Source organism: Desulfoglaeba alkanexedens ALDC, from assembly GCF_005377625.1.
Taxonomy (GTDB): Bacteria; Desulfobacterota; Syntrophobacteria; order Syntrophobacterales; family DSM-9756; genus Desulfoglaeba; species Desulfoglaeba alkanexedens.
In genome coordinates, this window is record NZ_CP040098.1 from 2,730,156 (window position 1) to 2,751,738 (window position 21,583).

The 21,583-nt window shown below is 57.7% G+C and carries 22 protein-coding genes and 1 tRNA gene; 13 read left to right on the forward strand and 10 right to left on the reverse strand.

What is annotated here, in order from left to right; translation table 11 throughout:
- Positions 1–34 precede the first annotated feature (34 nt).
- The 10 genes from FDQ92_RS12360 to hflX all read left to right on the forward strand — a co-directional run bounded on the left by FDQ92_RS12360 (position 35) and on the right by hflX (position 10,866).
- A complete protein-coding gene (locus FDQ92_RS12360) occupies positions 35–826 on the forward strand; it encodes a YkgJ family cysteine cluster protein (RefSeq protein ID WP_137425178.1) in 792 nt (263 codons plus the stop codon).
- Entirely contained in the window at positions 823–2,469 is a 1,647-nt protein-coding gene (locus FDQ92_RS12365) for an ASKHA domain-containing protein (protein WP_137425179.1), read from the forward strand. The genes FDQ92_RS12360 and FDQ92_RS12365 overlap by 4 nt, the downstream gene beginning before the upstream one ends.
- Complete coding sequence (locus tag FDQ92_RS12370; RefSeq protein ID WP_137425180.1) at positions 2,456–2,821, forward strand: FtsB family cell division protein; 366 nt, start codon at positions 2,456–2,458, stop codon at positions 2,819–2,821. Before FDQ92_RS12365 ends, FDQ92_RS12370 begins: the two co-directional genes overlap by 14 nt.
- 105 nt (positions 2,822–2,926) lie before the next feature.
- Positions 2,927–3,358, forward strand: a complete 432-nt coding sequence (gene rpsF, locus FDQ92_RS12375; RefSeq protein WP_137425181.1) for a 30S ribosomal protein S6 — start codon at positions 2,927–2,929, stop codon at positions 3,356–3,358.
- Between the two features lie 85 nt (positions 3,359–3,443).
- On the forward strand, positions 3,444–3,692 hold the full coding sequence (gene rpsR, locus FDQ92_RS12380) for a 30S ribosomal protein S18 (protein WP_137425182.1): 249 nt from the start codon (positions 3,444–3,446) through the stop codon (positions 3,690–3,692).
- 1,057 nt (positions 3,693–4,749) lie between these two features.
- Positions 4,750–5,727: a YybS family protein gene (locus FDQ92_RS12385; RefSeq protein WP_137425183.1), complete on the forward strand. Its 978-nt coding sequence runs from the start codon at positions 4,750–4,752 to the stop codon at positions 5,725–5,727.
- Positions 5,728–5,856: 129 nt separating this feature from the next.
- Positions 5,857–6,303 carry a 50S ribosomal protein L9 gene (gene rplI / locus FDQ92_RS12390; protein WP_137425184.1) on the forward strand — a complete coding sequence of 149 codons (447 nt, stop codon included), beginning with the start codon at positions 5,857–5,859 and terminating at the stop codon, positions 6,301–6,303.
- Positions 6,304–6,306: 3 nt separating this feature from the next.
- Entirely contained in the window at positions 6,307–7,650 is a 1,344-nt protein-coding gene (gene dnaB / locus FDQ92_RS12395; protein WP_137425185.1) for a replicative DNA helicase, read from the forward strand.
- 62 nt (positions 7,651–7,712) lie between these two features.
- The gene (locus FDQ92_RS12400; protein WP_170180424.1) at positions 7,713–9,026 is read left to right on the forward strand and encodes an AMP-binding protein; all 1,314 of its coding nucleotides are present in this window, start codon (positions 7,713–7,715) and stop codon (positions 9,024–9,026) included.
- 82 nt (positions 9,027–9,108) lie between these two features.
- A complete protein-coding gene (hflX, locus tag FDQ92_RS12405) occupies positions 9,109–10,866 on the forward strand; it encodes a GTPase HflX (protein ID WP_246041714.1) in 1,758 nt (585 codons plus the stop codon).
- 230 nt (positions 10,867–11,096) lie between these two features.
- Here hflX and FDQ92_RS12410 read toward each other — a convergent pair whose 3' ends face one another.
- Positions 11,097–12,050, reverse strand: coding sequence for a bifunctional riboflavin kinase/FAD synthetase (locus FDQ92_RS12410; protein ID WP_137425186.1), 954 nt, complete (start codon positions 12,048–12,050; stop codon positions 11,097–11,099).
- Positions 12,051–12,152: 102 nt separating this feature from the next.
- On the opposite strand from FDQ92_RS12410, the gene FDQ92_RS12415 reads away from it, so the two are divergent.
- The 3 genes from FDQ92_RS12415 (at position 12,153) to FDQ92_RS12425 (ending at position 14,117) form a co-directional block, all read left to right on the forward strand.
- Positions 12,153–12,241: transfer RNA gene (locus FDQ92_RS12415), tRNA-Leu, on the forward strand.
- Between the two features lie 160 nt (positions 12,242–12,401).
- On the forward strand, positions 12,402–12,638 hold the full coding sequence (locus FDQ92_RS12420; protein WP_137425187.1) for an SHOCT domain-containing protein: 237 nt from the start codon (positions 12,402–12,404) through the stop codon (positions 12,636–12,638).
- A 1,020-nt stretch (positions 12,639–13,658) separates the two neighbouring features.
- Complete coding sequence (locus tag FDQ92_RS12425) at positions 13,659–14,117, forward strand: ABC transporter permease (protein WP_246041991.1); 459 nt, start codon at positions 13,659–13,661, stop codon at positions 14,115–14,117.
- Positions 14,118–14,350: 233 nt separating this feature from the next.
- Here FDQ92_RS12425 and FDQ92_RS12430 read toward each other — a convergent pair whose 3' ends face one another.
- From FDQ92_RS12430 to FDQ92_RS12470, 9 genes are all read right to left on the reverse strand, one after another.
- A complete protein-coding gene (locus tag FDQ92_RS12430; RefSeq protein WP_137425188.1) occupies positions 14,351–14,773 on the reverse strand; it encodes a Rossmann-fold NAD(P)-binding domain-containing protein in 423 nt (140 codons plus the stop codon).
- A gap of 42 nt (positions 14,774–14,815) precedes the next feature.
- A complete protein-coding gene (locus tag FDQ92_RS12435; protein WP_137425189.1) occupies positions 14,816–15,241 on the reverse strand; it encodes a MaoC family dehydratase in 426 nt (141 codons plus the stop codon).
- A 34-nt stretch (positions 15,242–15,275) separates the two neighbouring features.
- Positions 15,276–15,491 carry a biotin/lipoyl-containing protein gene (locus FDQ92_RS12440; RefSeq protein ID WP_137425190.1) on the reverse strand — a complete coding sequence of 72 codons (216 nt, stop codon included), beginning with the start codon at positions 15,489–15,491 and terminating at the stop codon, positions 15,276–15,278.
- A gap of 72 nt (positions 15,492–15,563) precedes the next feature.
- Complete coding sequence (locus FDQ92_RS12445; RefSeq protein WP_137425191.1) at positions 15,564–16,721, reverse strand: beta/alpha barrel domain-containing protein; 1,158 nt, start codon at positions 16,719–16,721, stop codon at positions 15,564–15,566.
- A 52-nt stretch (positions 16,722–16,773) separates the two neighbouring features.
- The gene (locus tag FDQ92_RS12450; RefSeq protein WP_137425192.1) at positions 16,774–17,571 is read right to left on the reverse strand and encodes an enoyl-CoA hydratase-related protein; all 798 of its coding nucleotides are present in this window, start codon (positions 17,569–17,571) and stop codon (positions 16,774–16,776) included.
- Between the two features lie 81 nt (positions 17,572–17,652).
- A complete protein-coding gene (locus FDQ92_RS12455) occupies positions 17,653–19,275 on the reverse strand; it encodes an acyl-CoA carboxylase subunit beta (RefSeq protein WP_137425193.1) in 1,623 nt (540 codons plus the stop codon).
- A gap of 147 nt (positions 19,276–19,422) precedes the next feature.
- Entirely contained in the window at positions 19,423–19,899 is a 477-nt protein-coding gene (locus tag FDQ92_RS12460; RefSeq protein WP_137425194.1) for a Zn-ribbon domain-containing OB-fold protein, read from the reverse strand.
- 24 nt (positions 19,900–19,923) lie between these two features.
- Complete coding sequence (locus FDQ92_RS12465) at positions 19,924–20,394, reverse strand: Zn-ribbon domain-containing OB-fold protein (RefSeq protein ID WP_170180341.1); 471 nt, start codon at positions 20,392–20,394, stop codon at positions 19,924–19,926.
- 14 nt (positions 20,395–20,408) lie between these two features.
- Positions 20,409–21,575: a thiolase C-terminal domain-containing protein gene (locus FDQ92_RS12470; protein WP_137425196.1), complete on the reverse strand. Its 1,167-nt coding sequence runs from the start codon at positions 21,573–21,575 to the stop codon at positions 20,409–20,411.
- Positions 21,576–21,583: the final 8 nt, after the last annotated feature.

Here is a 21,583-nt window from a genome sequence, read left to right on the forward strand (position 1 = left end):
CACCGCGCGGCTGCGGAAGGAAGCTTTGGGAAAGATGGTCAGAGGAAGGCAATCCATTCCATTGCCCGAGCTGCTCCGGGAGCCTCCCGAAGATCTGCAGGAAGGGGTTCGCGGTTATCAGCGGGCGATGGCGGAAGCCCTCGCGGAAAACGCCCGGCTGGTGGATGTAGGCAAGTGGCGGGAGGAACGGGTGCTCCCCGCCCAGTTCTTTCGGAACTATGAAAAGGCGTTGCAACTCTTCGACGAATCCACCCGCTTTATCCTTGGGCATTTGAGGCGTTCCGGCTACAATGTGGCCTGCGCGATGGGTTGTTCGCACTGCTGCCGCCAGATTCCGCTGGGCGTGGAAGGTGTCGAGATTCTCTACCTTTACTTCGGGCTCCAGCAGACAGGACTCCACGATCGTTTTTTCCGCAGGGCGCTGGAACGCGAGGAGCTCTGGGCGGAAGTCTGCCGGTGGCGGGATGTGGGCGAAGCTGCGCACGGCGGGCCGGGCGCGGAACAGGAAGCCTATCTTTTCCACTACTGCCGGCATGGAGAGCCCTGTCCGTTCTTGGAAGGGGACCTGTGCCGGGTGTACCTTTACCGCCCGATCGCGTGCCGCATGCACTTCAGCCTTTCGGCGCCTTACCTTTGCGGACCTTCGATGCTGGAAAGCGAGGAGGCGCTTCAGATCAATCTGGAGCCGGGTGAACGGGTCTGGGACGCGTTGGAGACGTTGAGCGGGGTCTTGGGGCTGCAACTGTCCGACCGGCTGGTGTGCGGTTTTCTGGAATTCGTGGTGAACCACATGCGGTTTGCAAAGATTCAAGAAGCGGAGTCATGAAAAAAGACGGGATTCAGTGGGAGATCCCCCGGGAGGCTTCGAGGAGCAGGGGATTAAGGCCTCTGGTGGAAGCCCCGTTTCTGAGGCTCCCCAGGCCGAACTTGGACGACAACACCGCGGACCTGGACCGGCTGGAACGGGCGCTGGCTCAGCGAGGTATAACACCTTTGAGGTTCGATCCCCGGACCTTGGGCGAGATGGCGGGAAAGGTTCGCGAAGGCGATTTCGAAGTCTGCCCGGTGGTGGGCCGAGAGGGGGACGGGTGGGCGCTGATCGATGTGGTTCCGGGGGCGTCGCCCGGAGACGTCTTGGGGTTCGCCCTGGATTGCGGCACCAGCCGCCTCGCGTTTTACCTGGTGGATCTCGCCTCAGGAAAGCGCCTGGCGGAACGCTCCGTCCCCAATCCGCAAATCCCCTTCGGGGAAGACATCCTCAGCCGGATTGTCAAAGCCCGCCGGCGGGACGGGCTGGAAGCCCTGCAGCGGTGCCTGATCAATGCCTGCAATGAAACCACGGCGGCCCTGCTTTCCGAACAGGGCCGGTCGCCGTCCGACGTTTACGCCTTCACGGTGGCGGGAAACACGACCATGAGCCATTTCTTCCTAGGGCTCGACCCGGCGAACCTCTGCAGGGAGCCTTACATCCCGGTCGCCAACCATTTTCCCTTCTATCGCGCGGCGGATTTAGGTCTCGCCATTCATCCCCGAGCCCTGGTCTACGTGTTTCCCAATGTGGGTGCCTATTTCGGCGGGGACTTGATCGCCGGGATCGTCGCCTGCGGATTGCATCACCGGGAAGATCTTTCCATGCTGGTGGATGTGGGGACCAACGCGGAAGTGGTTCTCGGGAACCGGGATTGGCTCATCGCCTGCGCCGGGGCGGCGGGCCCCGCGCTGGAAGGCGGCGTGGTGGAACGCGGCATGATGGCGGCGCCGGGAGCCATCGACTGGATCCGGATCGATCCCGGTTCGCTGGAGCCCACGTACCGGGTCATAGGCGGCGGAAAGCCGGTCGGGATCTGCGGGTCGGGCCTCATCGACCTGGTGGCCGAAATGTTCATGGCCGGGATCCTCACCATCCAGGGCAAGATCAACACGCAGCTCCGATCCCCCCGGATCGTGGAACTTCCCGACGGGCCGGCCTACATCGTGGCCTTCGCCGACGAGACCGCGGACGGGATGGATCTGGCGGTTTCCGAGGTGGACATCGGGATTCTGCTCAAGTCCAAGGCCGCCATGTACACGATCCTGAACGTGATCACCCGGAAGGTGGGGGTGAGCCTGCAGGACGTGAAGCACATCTTCATCGCCGGGACTTTCGGCAACCACATCGATCCGGCCATGGCCATCCGGATCGGCATGCTGCCCGACCTCCCCCTCGATACCTACCAGGGGGTCGGAAACACCGCCGGAGAAGGTGCCGCGATGCTCCTGCTGGACCGGGAACTCCTGGAAGTCGTCGAAAAGCTCAGGACCCGGATCACGTACATTGAACTTAACGTCAACATGGAACTCATGAACGAATTTCGGGGCGCGACGTTTCTGCCTCACACGGACCCGCGGCTGTTCCCTTCGGTGAAGATTCCTGAAAGAGCCCTGGGCCGTGGCGCTTTGAGGGAGGAGTGGCCGCGTGGGGGGCCGTGACGGGATTTCGAAATCGGGGCGCCGGTATCCTTTTCCGGGCCTTCGAGGAATCCAGATCCTCGTGTGGCTCCTGGTGGCGGTGAACCTGGGGCTGGCGTATGCCATCGTGTTTTCCCCTTCGGGCATCCGGGGTTACCGGAACAAGCGAAGCCAAGTCGCTGAACTGGAAGCCCTCCACGCCGCCCTGGCCGGCGAAAACCGGCGACTCTTTCATAAGATCCAACGACTTCGAAACGATCCGGCCTTCCAGGAAAAGATGGTGCGGGAGGAACTGGGATGGGTCGCCGACGACGAACTGGTCTTTTTCTTTGTCGATGGCGCCGGAGAAGTCAGAAACCGGGAAAATCCTTGACCCTTTTCCCAAGACTGTGATAGCGATGGCGTTTCCAAAAATCATACTCCTTGCTCCAATCCCCATGTGGAAAGGGGCTGCAGACCCGAAAGGAGGACCTGCTGAATGTTCAAGCGAAAGTACGAGTGTTTTTTTATCCTGGAACCGGAGCTTTCCGAAGAAAACATGGCCGGTGTCGGCGACAAGCTCAAGGGCGTCGTGGAAACCAACGGCGGGACGGTGGTGAGCTACGTCCCCTGGGGGAAGAAGAAGCTGGCCTATCCGGTCAAGAAGCGCCATTACGGCCATTACGTGCTCATGGAATTCGCTTCCGATCCCGCGCTGGTCATGGAACTGGAACGGAACATGCGCCTCGACGAACGCGTGCTCAAGTTCATCACCGTGAAGGTGGACGAAAAATGGGATCCTGAAAAGGAAGTGAGCGCTCCGAAGAGCGCCCCGGCTCCGAGCGATGAAGAGGAAGAGGCTTCCCGGGAGGAATCCGAAGAAGGGGAGGCCTACGAGGGCGAGGAAGAAGAGGAAGAGGAAGAGGAGTGAGCCTTTTTCTTCATGTGTTCACTTTTGGGGGGAGGCTCCAGCGCTGAGTCCGACCCCGTGTTTGAGCTGAGGGAGGAATCGTAGAATGGCCGTGAAGCGTAGAAGACGACGAGTGTTCCGGCGCCGGCGGGTTTGCCGTTTCTGTGCCGACAGCAGTCTGAAGATCGATTATAAGGACCCCCGGAGCCTCCGCTATTTCATGACCGAACGGGGGAAAATCATCCCCAGGCGGATTTCGGACAACTGCGCCAAGCACCAGCGCGAACTGACGCTCGCCATCAAGCGGGCCCGCCAGATCGCCCTGCTGCCTTATACGGTGGGGCACCAGGTCTAGGAGCGTGCCCGACAATGAAACCATAGACATCAGACTTTAGACATCAGACATCAGAATTTACAGTCTAGGGTCAGGGTCTAGCGTGGGTGCAGATCTTTTGCTTCTTGTTCCCAAGCTCCAGCTTGGGAACACAACTGTGCAGAAGCTCCAGCTTCGGTGAGGCAGTTCCCAAGCTGGAGCTTGGGAACGAGGGGAATTCTATTTCCCCTCCCCTTGTGGGAGGGGATTAAGGGGAGGGGAATGTAACTGATTGACAAACGTTAATTTTCTCACCCTCACCCCAACCCTCTCCCATCAAGGGAGAGGGGGATTTTTTGACCTTGTTCCTAAGCTGGAGCTTGGGAACGAGGGGAATTCTATTTCCCCTCCCCTTGTGGGAGGGGATTAAGGGGAGGGGAATGTAACTGATTGACATACGTTAATTTTCTCACCCTCACCCCAACCCTCTCCCATCAAGGGAGAGGGGGATTTTTTGACCTTGTTCCCAAGCTGTATCTTCCACCTTGTTCCTAAGCTGGAGCTTGGGAACGAGGGGAATTCTATTTCCCCTCCCCTTGTGGGAGGGGATTAAGGGGAGGGGAATGTAACTGATTGACAAACGTTAATTTTCTCACCCTCACCCCAACCCTCTCCCATCAAGGGAGAGGGGGATTTTTTGACCTTGTTCCCAAGCTGTATCTTCCACCTTGCTCCCAAGCTGGAGCTTGGGAACGAGGGGAAACGGAGCTGATGCGCTTGCTGCTTCAAGGCCATCTGGATCTACCTCAGAGGGTCACCCTGGATGTGGTTCTAAAAGATCCGCACCCGTCTAGGGTCTGAAATAGGAGCGGGCTTGCCAGCGACCCGTAAAACCGGCAATGCCCCGTTGGCCCCGGTCGCCGGTAAGTCGGCTCGTGCAAGCGACGGAAAACCGTTCCTCTTCGCAGGGTCATGAACAGGATGCGTAGTGTTGCGCAGAGTGTTGAATGGCTGCGCTACGGTTGGGAAAGGTGATCGGCTCGTGGCTGGACAGCCTCATGGGAACCGGTTCGGGGCCGGGCGAGATTGATGAATCAGGATGGATGTGACTACCGGGCAGGACGGAGGACGTGAATTCCGAAGCGCCATGACTCCCAGGGACCTTGCGGTCGGAGTGGGATCGACCCTTGCCCTTTATCTGAGCGGGTTTTGGATGCCCCTCATGGGCATTTTCCTGACGGTCATCACCCCGCTGCCGACGCTCGTGGGAGTCTACCGGTGGGGGCGCCCGGCCGGTTACCTGATTCCCGCCGCAGCGGCGCTCATCGGGTTCACCGTGCTCCTGGTCCTGGGTTTTCCCCGGGCGTGCGTGTACCTGGGCGAACTGCTGCTGCTCGGAGTGTTTCTGGCCGGCGGCATGCAGCGGAAGCGGAACGTCGGGCGCATCGTGGGGGAAGCGAGCCTCAAGATCTTCGCGGTTGGCGCCGTGGTCTTCTGGCTCATGCACCTTCGCGGAGGCGCCTCGTTCGGGGATCTTTTGGAACAGAAGCTGATTCCGGCGATAAGGGAAATCTTGGAAGAACTGGATGCGGGCGCCGGGGTGAGCCGGGAAGAACTGGTGTCGGTGATTGCGACGCTGGTGGCCATGCTGCCGGGGACGGTCTTCGCCGCCACGGTGATGATTTCGTGGTTCAACCTGCTCCTGGCCCGTCGGTTCTGCAGAACCCGCGGTGTGGCGCTTCCAGCGTGGAAGCCGTGGTCCCAGTGGAAATCGCCCGAGGTGCTGGTCTGGGCGGTGATCGGTTCGGGGTTCGCCCTGATGCTTCCTTCATCCACCGGAAGGATCTGGGCCGCGAACCTGCTGATCGCCTTGGGAGCGGTGTATCTGCTCCACGGCTTCGCCGTCGTGGTTTTTTATTGCGACCGATGGCGGGTGCCGGCCCTTTTAAGGGGCATCGTCTACGCCGTGGTGTTCCTGCAGCAGGTGGTGAGCCTGGCGGTGGTGCTGCTGGGTCTTTTCGATACGTGGTTTGATTTCAGACGTCTTTCGGGCCCCAAGGCTTCGGAGGGAGCGTGAGGCCTGCCGAGTGGCGGGGTTGCGCCTGCGGCCTGCGGGCGGTTGAGAAATGCCGGGAGACCGCAGCTTCGGGCCCCTAGACGCTCCGGCCGGGAAGTAATGTAGTGAAGTGAATAAGGAGAACACGTCATGCAGGTGATTCTTACAGAAAACATGCCGTCGCTCGGACGCATCGGCGACATCGTCAAGGTCAAACCGGGCTATGCCAGGAACTACCTGTTCCCCAAGGGGCTGGCCCTGGAGGCTTCCGGAAGGAACGTCCGGGAACTGGAACACCACAAGCGGATCCTGGCTCAGAAGCGGGAAAAATACCTCCTGGAAATGCGCTCCGTCGCGGAGAAGCTGAACGGTGTCAAGCTGGTGTTTCACCGCAAGGTGGTGGAAGAAGACAAGCTTTACGGTTCCGTGAGCGCCGCGGACATTCTGAAGGCGCTGGAAGACAAGGGCTTCGACCTGGACCGGAAGGCGGTGACGCTGGATCAGCCTATCAAGAAACTGGGCGAATTTCCCGTCGCCGTCCGGCTGGAGGTGGGGCTTTCCGCTACGGTGAAGGTGTGTGTCGAAGCCGAGGCGTAGCCTATGAACGCCCTTCCCGACGAACTCAGAAAGGTACCGCCCCATCAGAACGAAGCGGAGCAGTCGCTTCTCGGCGGCATCCTGCTAGACAACAGCGGGTTGGCCGCGGCCCTGGAGGTGCTCAAGGGTCATGAGTTCTACCGGGACGCCCATCGGACGATCTTTCGAGCCATACAGGATCTCTTTGAACGGAACGAACCGGTCGATTTGATCACGGTGACCGGGCTTTTGAAGGAACGGGAGCAGCTGGAGGCGGTGGGGGGAGCGGCTTACCTGGCCGCTTTGATGGAGATCGTTCCTTCGGCGGCCAACGTTTCCACCTATGCCAAGATCATCAGCGAAAAGGCGATCCTGCGGCGGCTGATCCAGGTGGCGGGGGAAATCATTTCCTGGTGCTACGGGAGCGGGCTGAGCGGTGACGAGGTGCTGGACAAGGCCGAGGCCGCCATCTTCGCCATCACCGAGCAGCGGGTTCGAAGTAGTTATTTTCCCATCAAGGACGTGGTGAAGGAGACCATCCGGGTCATCGAATCCCTCCAGGGAACCCGGGAAATGGTGACCGGTGTTCCCACGCATTTTACGGACCTGGACAAGCTGACTTCGGGCTTCCAGCCGTCCGATCTCGTCATCATCGCTGCTCGGCCCAGCATGGGAAAGACCGCCCTGGCGCTTAACATCGCCCGCAACGCGGCCCTCGAAAGCAGTGTTCCGGTGGCCGTCTTTTCCCTGGAAATGAGCAAGGAACAGCTCGCCATGCGGCTCCTTTGCGCCGAAGCCCGGGTGGATTCACAGAAAATCCGGAGCGGCTTTTTGAGCCAGCAGGAATGTGCCAAGCTCATCACTTCGGCGGGCCGTTTCATGAGCGCGCCCATATTCATCGACGACACCCCGGCCATCACGCCCCTGGAACTTCGGGCCAAGGCGCGGCGCCTCAAATCGGACCAGGGGCTGGGGCTCGTGATTGTGGATTACCTGCAGCTCATGAGGGTCCGAGACAACGCGGAACGGCGGGAACTGGAGATTTCGGAAATCTCGCGGTCGCTCAAGGCCCTGGCCAAGGAACTCAACGTCCCGGTGGTGGCCCTTTCCCAGCTCAATCGAAAAGTGGAAGAACGCCACGACAAGCGGCCGCTCCTTTCGGACCTCCGGGAATCGGGCGCCATCGAACAGGACGCGGATGTGATCGCCTTCATCTATCGCGACGAAGTGTACAACAAGGATTCCAAGGACAAGGGAACCGCGGAGGTGCTGATTCGCAAGCAGCGAAACGGCCCGACGGGCGACGTTAGACTGGCGTACATCGACAGCTACACCAAGTTCGAAAACCTGGCACGGGCTGTCGCCTGAAAGGACAAGAAGCCTTGAAGCGGGTGAACCATCCGCAGGCGGGGGAACGGGCCGCTTCCCTGGTGGAAGCCTACTTGGACCCCGGCGTGGAGCTCCTGGGGCGAAGCGATCTGGAAGCCCTGCAGCTGGAAAGACTCCGCCGTACGGTCCGGCGGGCGGCCCGATCCCCCTTCTATGGGGCAAGGGCGCGGCAATACGGGATTGATGGAGAGCGGATCAAAAGCTTGGAAGATATCCGGAAGCTGCCCTTCACGACCAAGCAGGACCTGCGCGACGCCTATCCCTACGGGTTTCTTTGCGTGGAACGCCAACATCTGGTGCGGCTGCACATTTCTTCCGGGACCACCGGGCAGGCCACCGCCGTTTTTTATACCCAGAGAGACATCGACCGCTGGGCGGACCTCATGGCTCGGTGCCTTTACATGACCGGTGCGCGCCCCGGGGACACCTTCCAAAACCTTTCCGGCTACGGCCTGTTTACCGGCGGCTTGGGCTTCCACTACGGCGCAGAACGGCTGGGGCTCCTCACCATCCCCGCCGGAGCCGGAAACAGCAAGCGCCAGATCCAGCTCATGCGCGACTTCGCCACGACGGTCATTCACATCATTCCCAGCTTCGCGCTGCGCCTCATGGACGTGATGACGGAAATGGGTGTGGACCCCCGGCGGGACCTCCAGTTGAAAATCGCCTGCATGGGGGCGGAACCCTATTCGGAGGAGGTGCGGTGTCGGGTGGAGGCGTTTTTCGGGGTCGAGGTGTACAACAGCTACGGCCTTTCGGAAATGAACGGCCCGGGGGTGGCCTTTGAATGCCCCGCCCGGAACGGGCTCCACATCTGGGAAGACGCGTACCTGGTGGAAATCGTGGATCCGGCGACCCTGGAACCGGTTCCGGACGGCATGCTGGGCGAACTGGTTCTCACAACCCTGGACCGCGAAGGCATGCCGTTGCTGCGATACCGCACCAAGGACCTCACCCGCATCCTTCCCGGCGACTGCCCGTGCGGCCGGGTCCACCGGCGCCTGGACCGCATCCAGGGTCGTTCCGACGACATGTTCATCATCAAGGGCGTGAATATCTTTCCGGTCCAGGTGGAACAAGTGCTCATGAGTATCCCCGAAGTGGGGTCCAACTACCGGATCGTGCTGGATCGCGAAAACAACATCGACACCATGACCGTCCAGGTGGAAGTGACCGACCGGATTTTCGTGGAAGACATGCGCCACTTGCAGCGGATCCAGAATAAAATCACCCGGGAATTGAAAAGCGAGCTTCTAGTAACGCCTCGGGTGGAACTGGTGGAACCCCAGTCGCTTCCTCGAAACGACGGCAAGGCCGTCCGCCTGGTGGATCATCGCAATCCCTACAACACGTGACCGATGTCCCTACTTTTTTCCATGGGTTTGATATAAAATAAAAAAAAGGGCGGAAGACCCGAAAAAGGGGGTCGCTTTGCCCGTGGACTTCAACACGATAAGGAGGTTACAGCTTATCGGCAAGGTATACGGTCAGATCAACGGCATCAAGAGCCAGGTTAGGAAACGCATCGATAATCTCTATCGTCGCCGGATCGCTCCCGAAACTGTCGTCTCGCCGGAAGTGGCGAGAGACATGGCGCGTTTTTCATTTGAGGCGGGACGCCAGATCGGGCTGATGGTGGCCCGTGATGGGACGGTGGAGATGGTCCTTGTGGGGGAGCCGAACTCGATTTACATCCCGGACCTTCCCAAGAGCCGCGGCGGGCGGGGCCGGTTGCGCGGCCTGCGCTTCGTCCACACCCACCTCAAGGAAGAACCCCTGAACCAGGACGACCTGATGGACCTCATCTTCCTGCGGCTGGACTGTATCGCGGCCGTTCGGGTGGATGAACGCGGCGGCGCCAAGGAAGTGGAAATCGCGCACATCTTTCCGGGGTGCCACGGGGAGCACTCCGGGTGGGAAATCCTGCCTCCGGAACCCTGCGCGGCCCCGCGGACCGATTTCCTGCAACTCATCGGTTCCCTGGAAGACGAACTGGAAAAGAACCGCCGGGCGGAGTCCGTGGAAACCCGCAAAGACCGGGCGATTCTGGTGAGCGTCGCCGGTTCCGAGCGCCGGGATGTCCGGGCGTCCGTGAAGGAGCTGGAAGAATTAGCGCAGGCCGCCGGCATCACGGTGGCGGAAACCATCATCCAGCGGCAACGGCAGGTCAACCCTAAGTACCTGATCGGCAAAGGGAAACTGGGCGAAATCATGGTGGCGGCGCTCCAGCACGGGGTGGACCTCCTTATCTTCGACCAGGAACTGAACCCATCCCAGGTGCGCGCCATCACCGATACGACGGAACTTCGCGTCATCGACCGCACTCAGCTCATTCTGGACATTTTTGCGCAGAGGGCTCAGAGCCGAGAAGGGAAGATCCAGGTGGAAATGGCGCAGCTCAAGTACCTGTTGCCGCGCCTCGGGGTGAAAGACGACGCCCTTTCGAGGCTCCGCGGCGGGATCGGGGTGCGGGGCCCCGGGGAAACGAAGCTCGAGATCAACCGGCGGCGCATCAAGGACCGGATCGCCCACCTGGACAGGGAATTGACCGCGGTCCGGAAAAACCGATCGCAGCGGCGTTCGAGGCGGCTCCGGAACGAGCTGCCCATCATTTCCATCGTGGGCTACACCAACGCCGGCAAATCGACGCTCCTGAACACGCTCACCCAAAGCCGGGTGTTTGTGGAGGATCAGCTTTTCGCTACGCTGGACCCCACCAGTCGGCGACTGCGGTTTCCGCGGGATCTGGAAGTGATCGTGACCGACACCGTCGGGTTCATCCGCGATCTCCCTTCGGATCTTCTGGAAGCCTTCGCCGCCACGCTGGAAGAACTCCACGACGCCGATCTGCTGCTCCACGTGGTGGATGTGAGCAGCCCTCAGTGCGAAGAGCACATCCGGTCCGTGGAAGACGTCTTGGAACAGCTGGGGCTTCAGCGGAAGCCCATCCTGCTCGCCCTCAACAAGATGGACCGGCTGAGCGACGAAGAAGTGACGCGGGCGGTCAGAAGATTCGGCGGTGTCCCTATCTCGGCGCTTTCCACCGAAACGTTGCGGCCCCTCATTTCGGCCTTGGAGGACCGGGTGGAGCGGCTGGTGATCGAGGAGGCTCCCGAGGCCGCAGCGGAGGATTCCGCGGAGGAAGGCGGGGCGGCGCCGGAAGATGTGGCAGCAGGCGAATCCTTAGTCCTGTAGAGAGCGGCTGCCGGCTTTCAGGGGGCCTCCAAGAGGCTGAATGCCTTCACCCTTCTGAGGATTGAGTGTCCGTTTTTTCGCGTAGGGGAGGGATCGCGAACGGCACTCAAGGAGCAACTCATGCCCTGTAGGAGCCGGCTTGCCGGCGGTCCGCGTCGCGGCCAAGGCCGCTCCTCCAGGAACAAGGAATCTCACGGCCCGACTTTCATGAGCTTGTTTTTGAACAAGCCCTAACCCGAAGCGGCCATCCTGACGTCTTTCCCGGACAGGATCTCGCGCGCTCTAGATATATCCTTCCGGATCTGCGCCATGAGCGGTTCCGGCCCCGTGAATTTCATCTCGTCGCGAAGCCGTTCGATGAAGCGCACGGTGAGGGTGCTCCCGTACAGGTCGCCTGTGAAGTCAAGGATGTGGACCTCCAGGGAAGGTTCGGAATCTCCGAAGGTGGGGTTGTACCCGAAATTGGCGGCGCCTCCGAAGATCTGCCCTTCCAGTTCCACTTCCACCGCGTAGACGCCCGGTTTCGGCGGAACTTGGTCGACGATCTTGATGTTGGCGGTGGGAAAGCCGAGAAGCCGTCCGCCCCGTGCACGACCTTGCACCACGGTTCCGGTGATCTCGTAGGGGCGCCCCAGGAGGGTTCCCGCTTCGTGGATCCGGCCGTCCTGGATGAGGTTCCGGATGGCGGTGCTGCTCACCAGCCTGCCGCCCAGATGGATGGCGGACACCGTGTCCACACCGAAACCGTAGCGCGTTCCCAGCTCTTTCAGGAGTGCGATGTCGCCTTCACGGTTCCTGCCGAACCGGTAGTCATAGCCCACCACGATCATGCGGGTGCCGATGCGGTCCACTAACAAGTCCTTCACAAAACCGTGGGCCGAGATCCGGGCGAACTCCCTGCTGAACGGAATCACCACGGCAACGTCGATCCCGCTGGCGGCGATGAGTTCGAGTTTCCGCGGGGCCGTGGTGATGAAACGGGGGCTGTTCTGCGGTGACAGGACCTGCATGGGGTGAGGGTCGAAGGTGATCACTACTGACTGACCCCGAAGTTTTCGGGCCCATTCCCTGACGCGGGCGAAAAGGGCCTGGTGGCCCTGGTGGACGCCGTCGAAATTTCCGATGGTTACAGCTGGATTATTGAGTGATTTGGACAGGTTGGTTATATTCTTGATGAGTTCCATGGTCCGCCTTGGCGCCTCCGTGCATCGAAAATTGAACTTGACACCCAAAGATTCTTATCATAAAGTTCGACCGCTTTGAATGCAATGATTTTCCTTATCCGAGCCGAAGTGGCGGAATTTGGTAGACGCGCTAGATTCAGGATCTAGTGGGCAATATGCCTGTCGGGGTTCGAGTCCCCGCTTCGGCACCAGGACAGTCAAGGGCCCAGGGGATCATCCCCTCGGGCCTTTTCTTCTTTACACTCGCTCAACCTGTCGTATGTTATCGATAAATGTGTGGGCTTCCGGGTGGACCGTGTGTTCTTGCGTTTCACCCGAGGTGGTGGAACGAACGTCGACAAGGAGGAAAAAATGGTGATGCGTTGTCTGATGGCCGTTTTGCTGGCTGTGGCTCTCGGTTTATCGGGTTGCAACAAGGACTTCTGGGGCGGCGGCGCAACTGGAGCCCTCGGAACGGGTGCCGCCTATGAGATTCAGAGCAAGCGCCAGATGGACCAATTAGAAGAGGACTACAAGAGCGGAAAGATCACCAAGGAAGAATACGAAATACGGAAGGACCAGATCCGAAAGGGGTCCGTCATTTACTGAAAATGGAACCATTGAAGCCATGCAGGGCGGCGGTGACCTGCTAAGTACAGTTCCCCAGAATACAGTGTTCATTGTGAGATTTTCCGCTTGTTCCCAAGCTCCAGCTTGGGAACACAAGTGTGCAGAAGCTCCAGCTTCGGTTCCCATGAGGCCGCGACCCATGCGAACCCGCTACAAAATCCATGGCAGAGAACCCAAACACCCCCTACTTCGTCACATAATGGTCCTCCAGGTGGAAATCGGAGGCCGCTGACCATGGCAGCCGAAGGAGTAGTCCGGGGGGCACACCCCCCGAACAAAAGAACGTCCGTCCCCCAAAGAAGCAATCGATAAGGGCCTCCAAGGACATGGGCCTTAATCTGTGAGATCGCGTGTATACATAGAACTATCATACATCAGATATCCTAGTGAAGTTACTTCGCTTTTATGCTATAGGATCTCCTGTCAGATCTTCACCCGGCAGGTGCACTGATGAAGATAATCGAAATGGAACAATCTTCGAAGTGTGCAGATCTTTTGCTTCTTGTTCCCAAGCTCCAGATTGGGAACACAACTGTGCAGAAGCTCCAGCTTCGGTGAGCCCGTTCCCAAGCCAGAGATTGGGAACGAAGGGAAAGATCACTTCGAGATCCTGGCGAGCTCCCTAGAAAGACAGCGCGTTTTAGCTGTAGCAGGAGGGAAGCTGGAGCTTCCCGGGCAGGGCGTTCCCAAGCTGGAGCTAGGGAACGAGAGGAACCGAACTTCAGGGGCAGATCCTCGGCGCATTTGTCTACAAGATAACCGGTGGGGTCTTACAAAAACTCTAAGAGCAACTCATTGATTTGACTCCTACTGTGCCACTTTGGAGGCTGAGAAGCCTGAAACTCCTGTCAAACTATATGCACTCTTTTTACTTTCAGACCCAAGAAGAGGCCAGGCAATGGGCTGCCACGCAGCAAAACAGGTTTACCCTGCGGCGGGTGAACCTGGAGGATGCCTTTCTTGCCCTGACAGGGAAAAAGATCCAATGATACACGGTTGGTGGGCGGTGTATTTCCGGGAAATGGTGATCCTGCGACGGCGCCTGTCCAGGTTGATCGGCGCCTGGTCTGTGTCTCCGCTGCTCTATCTCATCACCTCGGCGTCGCTCTTTCTTACAACGGCTGTTTATGGCTGGCCTTCCTGTTGAAGAGCTTTATCTTCGCCTCCCTCGCGGTGGGCTTTGCCATGCTGGTCAAGTCCCACGCGGACCAGGCCATGGTCAACAGCTTTGTCATTACCCCGATGGCATTTCTCGGCGGCACGTTCTTCCCCATCGAACATCTTCCGCATTGGGCACAGAAGATGCTTTATCTGCTTCCCTTGACCCATGCCGCCGATGCGATTCGGGCATCATCGTTTGGAAAGGCGCCGGAGATTCGCGACTATCTTATTCTTGCCGGCATCGCTGTCTCAGCTTTCATCTTTGCGATCATGACTGTCAATAAAGCCAGGGATTAATTGTGATCATCAGGAAATGGACTTTAGTGCCGATTTCGCCTCTAAAAGAAAGCCTAAGAGACCACAGGGCCCCGCGCAACATTGACAAGAAATGCACTTGGCTTCATCCGCACAAGTTCCACCCACCCGATAAGCCCTTAGCGCTTTCAGTCTTTCAGCAATGGCCGCACCCAAATTTCCCAAACCGACAATCGCCGCCGGTTTACCATAGGACGTTTTTCCAACCGGAATGCCTAGCCGTCTCTGTTCAATAGAGTTTGCCTGGCCTGGTTATCGCGGGCCAGAGCCAACATCAGCAGCAAAACCCATTCGGTTACCGACACTGTATTTCCGGTCTGCTCGCTGGGAACGTTGGCCACCTCGATCCCCATTGTCCACGCCGCCTCAAGGTCTATACCTTCAAGACCAACGCCGAATTGCTGGATCAAACGCAACCGCTTTCCACGTTTGAGCAACGGCGCATCGAGTGTTGACATCAACGGAATGGCCACTTCCGCCTCAGCAAGATGCTCGCCGATCTCTGATCTGGGACAACACCAAATACGGTCATGGGGCAGGTGCTTTCGCAGAAGTCTGCGCGCATGTTCAAAGCTCGTATCACAGAATAAAATTCTCATTGCATTTGAGTTCCAGGTTGCGCACCAGACTGCTTTCATCGCCGTGCGCCTTCCCAGTGGAGGGGCACGGCTCAGCCCGCTTCACCCTGGAGGCATAACCAGGGCTTCCCCCTCGGCCACCAGTTCCTGTTTCTGATTGAACCAGGTCAGCTTGAGGCGAACCCACCTTTTCTTTGCCAGTTTTTCCGAAACCTCGGCGATAGCCGTCACTGTATCTCCGATATAAACAGGGGCCCTGAACCTGCAGAACAATTCCAACGCCACCGTGCCCAGCCCAGGTAGCTTGGTTCCCAAAACCGGCGCGATCAAGCTTTGCGTTAACGGTCCATGCGCGACACGGGCGCCAAACTGCGTCTGCCGAGCATAGGCTTCGTTGACATGCATCGGGTTGAAATCCCCGCTGATGCCGGCAAACAGATAAACATCGGTTTCTGAAATCGTTTTACTGAATGAGGCTTTCTCACCGATTGTCAGTTCTTCATACTTTTTACCTCTCTCATACTGCACGTGCAACCCTCCCTTAAACCGCCCAACGTATCGCTCATGCCAGGATGATCAGTGTCTGTTGATCGGCGACACGATCCTCCGCCGCCACCAGAATCTCCTTTACGGTTCCACTCACTTGCGCACTGATCTGGTTTTCCATTTTCATGGATTCCAGAATGACCACATCGTCACCCTCACGCACTGTGTCGCCGACATTTACCAGGACCTTCACTATGACGCCGGGCATGGGCGCCAGGATTTCCTTCCTCATTGGTTGTCTCTCCCGTCTGCTAAGATTGTTTTCAGATTGCGGTCTTCTCTCTCGGCATCGTACAGCCGAAAGCTATACCTTTTTTCCAGCCAAGATGGCGGGATCGATCGTAACGGTCTCGGGCCAGTCCGCGGGGTAGCGCTGTCCCGGCTCCTCGCCAAGCCTCACCTTTCTCTCCCTGAGTCCTTTGCGCTTGAACTCCTCTCGTGGCTGCTTGGGAATTCTACCATTCAGGATGGCCTCGGAGCGCAGCCGCCGTCCGATCGTCTTTTCCCATTTGACGCCCAGAGCCAACACACGGTCGATATCGATGCCGGTATCGATCCCCATCTCATCCACCATCACCAGCATGTCTTCAAGGCTGACCAGCCCCACGACGTTCGGATCCCGGTAGTAATACTCCCCGGTGCCGCGCACTGGAATCCCGTCGATGAAGTTTGCAGGCTGCCCGCCTATACCGCCCATCACTCCTTCATGAATCTCGACCCCGGCCTGCAGCGCGGCGAGGACATTCGCCAGACCCCATCCCCTGGTTACGTGAAAGTGTGCCACGTGCAGGTCCTTGTTGGGAATGGCATCCATTATCATTGAAAAATAGCGATAGACCTGATTGGGCGGCGCAGATCCGTCATGATCGGCGTGCTCGATGTCATCCGCACCGATACTGAGCCATCTTTTGGTAAATTCCAGGGCATCCTCCAAGCGCGTTGGTCCGGAAATGGGACTGCCCCATATGGTGCTCACGGTCCCGAAAACGCGAATCCCCACCTCATGGCATTTCTCTATGCAGCGCTTTGCTTCCCGCCAGTACTCGGGCAGCGTGGTCCCGGAATTGGCGAAATGATGCTCTTCATCGGTAGAGACCATCATGCCGATGCGGTCCGGACCCCATCCCTCTTTTCTGGCGGCCACAGCCCGGTCCACTCCGGTCTCCCGAATGGCGACGGCGGTAAGCTCGATATCGTCAAAATTAATCCCTGCTCGCGACAGCCGTTTACTGTCGCGAACCCGTTTGAATAGCTGTTCAATGTCCCTGAACTGCGGCAAGCTGGCCGGGTTGGCGAAGTTGGAAATCTCCAGTCGCTTGAAGCCCGCCATGATCGCCTCTTCGACGTAGTACACCTTTGCATCGGTAGGGATGAAGTGCTCTTCATGTTGCAATCCTTCCCGAACCGATACGTCTGCAACGCGAATCCGCTTGGGGTAGTTCAGCTCAAATTGCCCATCCATCTGCTGACTCCTTTCATTTCGTTGGCGGTTAAGCCCCTTTTGGCTAACCCGACTACTCTCCCTTGAAAACCGGCTTGCGTTTTTCGGCGAACGCCTGCAACGCTTCTAACCGGTCTCGGGTTGGTATGGTTATTTCGTATGCTTTTGATTCCAGCGATAGCGCCACGTCCAGACTGCATTCGGTGCCTTTGTTCAGGGCAAATTTCGCCTGTTGCACAGCGATCGGACCGTTGCAGGTGATTTCCTCGGCCAGAGCTAAAGCCGCATCCATCAGCCGCTCCGGTGCAACGACCTGATTCACCAGGCCGATGCGGAGCGCGCTTTCGGCATCGATCCTCCTGGCCGTGTAGATCAGCTCTTTTGCCTTTGCCAGTCCAACGATACGCGGCAGCCGCTGAGTGCCCCCGCCTCCGGGGATCACCGCCAGGCTGGTCTCGGTCAACCCCATCAGAACATTGGAAGAAGCAATCCTTATGTCACAGGCGAGGGCAAGCTCTGTCCCGCCGCCGAAGGCGTAGCCGTTGAGTACAGCTATTACTGGAACTTTTGCATTTTCCACGGCGATCAAGGTCTTGCGAACCGTGGCGATAAAGCTTCGTACCTGCTGCTCGGTGAAGCTTCTCCTTTCGATAAGATCGGCGCCGGCCGAAAAGGAGGGTTTTTTCCCATCCGGAGGAGGCGCACCGGTAATAAGGACTACCCGCACCGAGGGATCGAAATTGACCTCCTCCATGATTTGCCCCAGCGTTGTAATCAGCTCAAAATTCATGCAGTTCATTGCCGCAGGTCTGTTCAATGTCAGGATCAGCTTGCCGTCTGCCGTCTTTTCTTGCAGGATGGTATCGGACATCAATAAATCCTCCCCTCGAATCCTGTTCATCTATATGGGGCCAGTACCCCTTGATTCGCCGGTGTCCGGTTCATCCAGAGGCTAGAACTTGAAGTTGCCGAAAGACGACTCTCCAATCGGCTTCAACAGGGAAACCTCGAATGCCGTTGCAAGGGTATCGCGGCAGTCCCTCAAGGGTATGGTGCCGTCATGGTAAAGGCGTGCCTCCGTGTAAAATGGATGGGCCTCCCTGGAGTATTTTTCCACCATCATTTTTTCAAACTCCCGCAGTTCCGATTCATTCATCTCCCTGCCTTGTTTTCGGGCGTTCGCTCTTTCCAGGGAGGTCAGAATGTAGCCTGCCGTTCGCCCCGACATCACCGACGTGCGACCCCGCATGGTGTTGAATATGAAATGCGGATCGTAAGCCCTGCCGCACATGCCATAATTCGCGGCGCCGTGATCGGGGCCGATGACCCACTGGATCTTGGGCACAGCGGCGCATGCCGCCGCTCTGACCATATCGGAGCCATACTTTCCAATGCCCGCGTACTCCTCCTGAGTCCCCACCATGTAGCCCGGCGAGGCCTGGATGTAGAGAATGGGAATCCGCTGGGAGCAGCACCGGATGACCCATTCGGTCGCTTTTCTGGCCGCATCCACGAAGATCACACCGATCCCGTTGGCGGCCACGATTCCAACCGGGATACCCTTCAGGTGGATCTTGCCGCAGACAATGTTGTCTGCACGACCCGGATTATACTTTTCCTTGTATTCACTGAATTCGGAATCGTCCGCGATGCAGGCGATGATCTCGCGGACTTTCACGCCACGATAGGGATCTTTCGGAAGGACCCTGTAAATATGGTCGGCGTCAACCTTGGGAGGCATGGTGGGGCGCCTGTCTATGAAAAGTTTCTGCGGCGGATCGTAGCTCAGCAGCTCCCGAAGCTTTTCGATGCCTTCGTCCTGAGTATGGACAAAATGGTCGGCCCCGCCGGATATGGAGGTATGCACCTTGGCGCCGCCGAGCTCTTCCATGGTCACATCTTCGCCGATGGCGGACTTGACCATCGGGGGGCCTCCCAAAAAAGAGTAGGCCAGCTTGTCGATCATGATCGACTCATCAGCCAGGTAAACCGTGTAGGCGCCTCCGGCAGTGTTGCCTCCGGTGCTCAAGGTGTATTGCTTGAGGCCCTTGGCGGACATCCGGCACATGTTGAAAAAAAAGCGGCCAAACTGACCCTGCCCCGGGAACACGCGATCCTGCATGGGCAGGAACCCCCCGGCCGAGTCGCCGATGTATATACAGGGCAGGCCGCATTGCTCGGCGATATTCTGTGCGCGCAAATGTTTCTTACAGCTGATGGGATAGTAGGCGCCAGCCTTAACCCGGCTGTCGTTGGCAATAACCATTACCCAATTGCCGTGAACTTTCCCGATGCCGGTAACCAGCCCCGCCGAGGGAACGTCCATGGCCGTTTCATAGTTGATGCCGAACCCCGCTCCTCTGCTCAACTCAAGGAATTCGCTGTCCGGGTCGATAAGCTGCTTTACCAGCTCCCTGACCGGCTTTTTCCCCTGCTTTGCAAGGCGCTCGATCTGTTTTTGCCCCCCGGGGTTGTATGCCCTTTCCCACAGAGCATAAATCTGCCTCTCTTCATTCAACCAATGGTTCATGTTATCTTCCTGTTCCCGACTGAAGACTGTTCCAACCTCATTCATCCTCACCTCCATGATTGGATGCCTTGTGCAATACATACTTTTCGATCTGCACTAGATCGGCCGGTGAAGCACCTACCTTCGCCTGTTTCTGCCTGGTACATAGCCTTTTGCAAGAGGCTCTTTATTATCAAGGATTTCTAGCCTGGTTCAGGGAATCGGCTTAAAATGCTTTATGTCAAAAATATTGCCTGGCTTCTGCGGATTCCACTCTGCTCTTACCCTGATGCCGTTGTGTACATGTTTTCTAACATCTTCGATTTTTTCATACTCAAAACCTCCTATCAGGTGAACAAAACCGCAGTCAGCGCCATCCAACCGGATATTGCCGCATACAAAGGGCGGTTTCACAGGCATTCCGAAATACTCGTAGTTGACGAAAATCCACCCCTCAACTGTTCCTTCCTGTGAAAGCTCGACCCACTCGTTCATTTCTTCAAAGCACCTTGGGCAGAAGGCCCTGGCAGGAACCAGGACCCTGCCGCAGGCAGGGCACCTCGTGCCGAAGATTTTTTGCATGCTCAGCCCCTCAAAGAAGCGGTTCCATGTGGGGCCGACAGCCAGACTGTATTCTATTATGACCTCGTCCTCTATGATAGGGTTGCCCTTTTTGTCTGTTGTAAGCATTACCTGTCTCCTTGTTTGATGGACTCAATCCAATATTTCAAAGTAGTTGATATCCAGCAGGTGTCCCTGTCGTTCTTCCTTCCAAACAGCCTGCACTCTTTGTCCTTTGGAAACAGCCCCTGAAACATCCTTCTCCATTTCTAGGTCAAGCCCTGGTTTGTGTACCAGGTGCAGGAACCTGCAGTCTGTTCCGTCAAGCTGGATCAGGGCTGCAAGGAAGGGCGGCCTGACCGGCTGACCGTAGAATTCCCGCCTGGCACGAGTCCAGGATTCTATATGCCCCTGCTGGGAAACTTCCATCCAGTCCTTTATGTCCGTATTGCAAACCGGGCAGAATGACCTGGGGGGAACCCACCTTTTTCCGCATTCCGGGCACACGTTTCCGAGTATTTTTTTCTCCCTGAGCCCTTCGTAGAATTTGTAGAATGTCTGGCCTACAGCATACCTGTGGGGAAGCCAAACAATGGAATCGATTGTCTTGAAATGCTTCTCCATTTTCTGTACTCCTTTCAATCCTCGCTGCCAAGGATCATTACCCCGTTGAACTGATCCGTTCCTCCCATGGCATGGCTCAGGGCCAATTTCGCGCCTTCTATCTGGTGCGCCCCGGCCTGGCCGGTCACCTGCAGCGCGGCCTCTGCCGTGCGTATAAGACCCGTGGCCCCTATGGGATTGGTGCATAGGGTGCCTCCTGAGGGGTCGCAGGGAAGCTCGCCGTCCCTGGCAAAAGTGCCTTTCAGAGTATAGTCAGCCGCCTGGCCGGGTTCACAGAATCCGAAGCATTCGTAGTATATGAGCTCCTGGTAGGTGAACGGGTTATAGATTTCCGCCACATCCAGTTCCTTAAGGGGGTTCTTTATGCCTGCCATATCATAGGCTTGCCTGGCAGCCTGTATGGCGCATTGCCATACAACCTTGTCGCTGTCCCCAAACCAGTATTCGTCTCCGCTGTATCCAACGCCCTTGACCCACGCGGTTTTCCGGTTGAGCTTCTTGGCCATTTTTTCGGATGCAAACAAAACCGCACAGGCCCCGTCGGAATTAGGGCATATATCCCAGAGCCGTGTCGGGTATACAACAATCCTGGCGTTTTTAATCTCCTCCATTGTCAGCCGCTTTTTCACATGGGCATACGGATTGTCAAGCGCGTCCTTATGATGATCCATGGAAATTTTGGCTGCAGCTTCCCTGGCCTTTTCCTCGGAAATTCCATATCTGTAGGCCCACTGTTGCCCCTGCAAGGAAAATATTCCCGCTGCGCCTGAAATGAAATAGCGCTGGTAAAAAGGCTCAGCCACCGTGCTCATTGTAGCCTGACTGTCTCCTTCGTGCATTTTTTCCGAACCGACTACGAGAATAAGATCAGCCATTCCAGAGGCTATCCAGTAGTAGCCTGTAAACGCAAGTGATATTCCTGTGGAGCCGCAGGTCTCGGTTTTTAGAATCGGCTTGTTCACGGCCCTCAGGGCATCTGCGAAATAAAGATGCGTCAGGGCCACGCCTTCCATCATGGAAGGCATGGTTCCGTATACAACCCCGTCTATATCGGCTGGGTCTATGCCGATGTTTTCAAATGCCGCGGAAACCGCCTCCCGAATTAGATCAGGATAGGAGATTTCAGACCTGTTGCCGTGCTTGGTCTGACCGGATCCAACAATACCTACCTTAGCGGACATTGTTTACC

Bases quoted from the DNA above. Each gene is read 5' to 3' on its own strand.
- FDQ92_RS12445 (WP_137425191.1), bottom strand. From the start codon at position 16,721: ATGGATGGGCAATTTGAGCTGAACTACCCCAAGCGGATTCGCGTTGCA.
- FDQ92_RS12420 (WP_137425187.1), top strand. From the start codon at position 12,402: ATGGTGATGCGTTGTCTGATGGCCGTTTTGCTGGCTGTGGCTCTCGGT.
- FDQ92_RS12460 (WP_137425194.1), bottom strand. From the start codon at position 19,899: ATGCTTACAACAGACAAAAAGGGCAACCCTATCATAGAGGACGAGGTC.
- rpsR (WP_137425182.1), top strand. From the start codon at position 3,444: ATGGCCGTGAAGCGTAGAAGACGACGAGTGTTCCGGCGCCGGCGGGTT.
- FDQ92_RS12385 (WP_137425183.1), top strand. From the start codon at position 4,750: ATGGATGTGACTACCGGGCAGGACGGAGGACGTGAATTCCGAAGCGCC.
- FDQ92_RS12360 (WP_137425178.1), top strand. From the start codon at position 35: ATGGTCAGAGGAAGGCAATCCATTCCATTGCCCGAGCTGCTCCGGGAG.
- FDQ92_RS12365 (WP_137425179.1), top strand. From the start codon at position 823: ATGAAAAAAGACGGGATTCAGTGGGAGATCCCCCGGGAGGCTTCGAGG.
- FDQ92_RS12440 (WP_137425190.1), bottom strand. From the start codon at position 15,491: ATGAGGAAGGAAATCCTGGCGCCCATGCCCGGCGTCATAGTGAAGGTC.
- dnaB (WP_137425185.1), top strand. From the start codon at position 6,307: ATGAACGCCCTTCCCGACGAACTCAGAAAGGTACCGCCCCATCAGAAC.
- FDQ92_RS12450 (WP_137425192.1), bottom strand. From the start codon at position 17,571: ATGTCCGATACCATCCTGCAAGAAAAGACGGCAGACGGCAAGCTGATC.
- FDQ92_RS12430 (WP_137425188.1), bottom strand. From the start codon at position 14,773: ATGAAAGCAGTCTGGTGCGCAACCTGGAACTCAAATGCAATGAGAATT.
- FDQ92_RS12465 (WP_170180341.1), bottom strand. From the start codon at position 20,394: ATGGAGAAGCATTTCAAGACAATCGATTCCATTGTTTGGCTTCCCCAC.
- FDQ92_RS12455 (WP_137425193.1), bottom strand. From the start codon at position 19,275: ATGAATGAGGTTGGAACAGTCTTCAGTCGGGAACAGGAAGATAACATG.
- FDQ92_RS12410 (WP_137425186.1), bottom strand. From the start codon at position 12,050: ATGGAACTCATCAAGAATATAACCAACCTGTCCAAATCACTCAATAAT.
- rplI (WP_137425184.1), top strand. From the start codon at position 5,857: ATGCAGGTGATTCTTACAGAAAACATGCCGTCGCTCGGACGCATCGGC.
- FDQ92_RS12470 (WP_137425196.1), bottom strand. From the start codon at position 21,575: ATGTCCGCTAAGGTAGGTATTGTTGGATCCGGTCAGACCAAGCACGGC.
- rpsF (WP_137425181.1), top strand. From the start codon at position 2,927: ATGTTCAAGCGAAAGTACGAGTGTTTTTTTATCCTGGAACCGGAGCTT.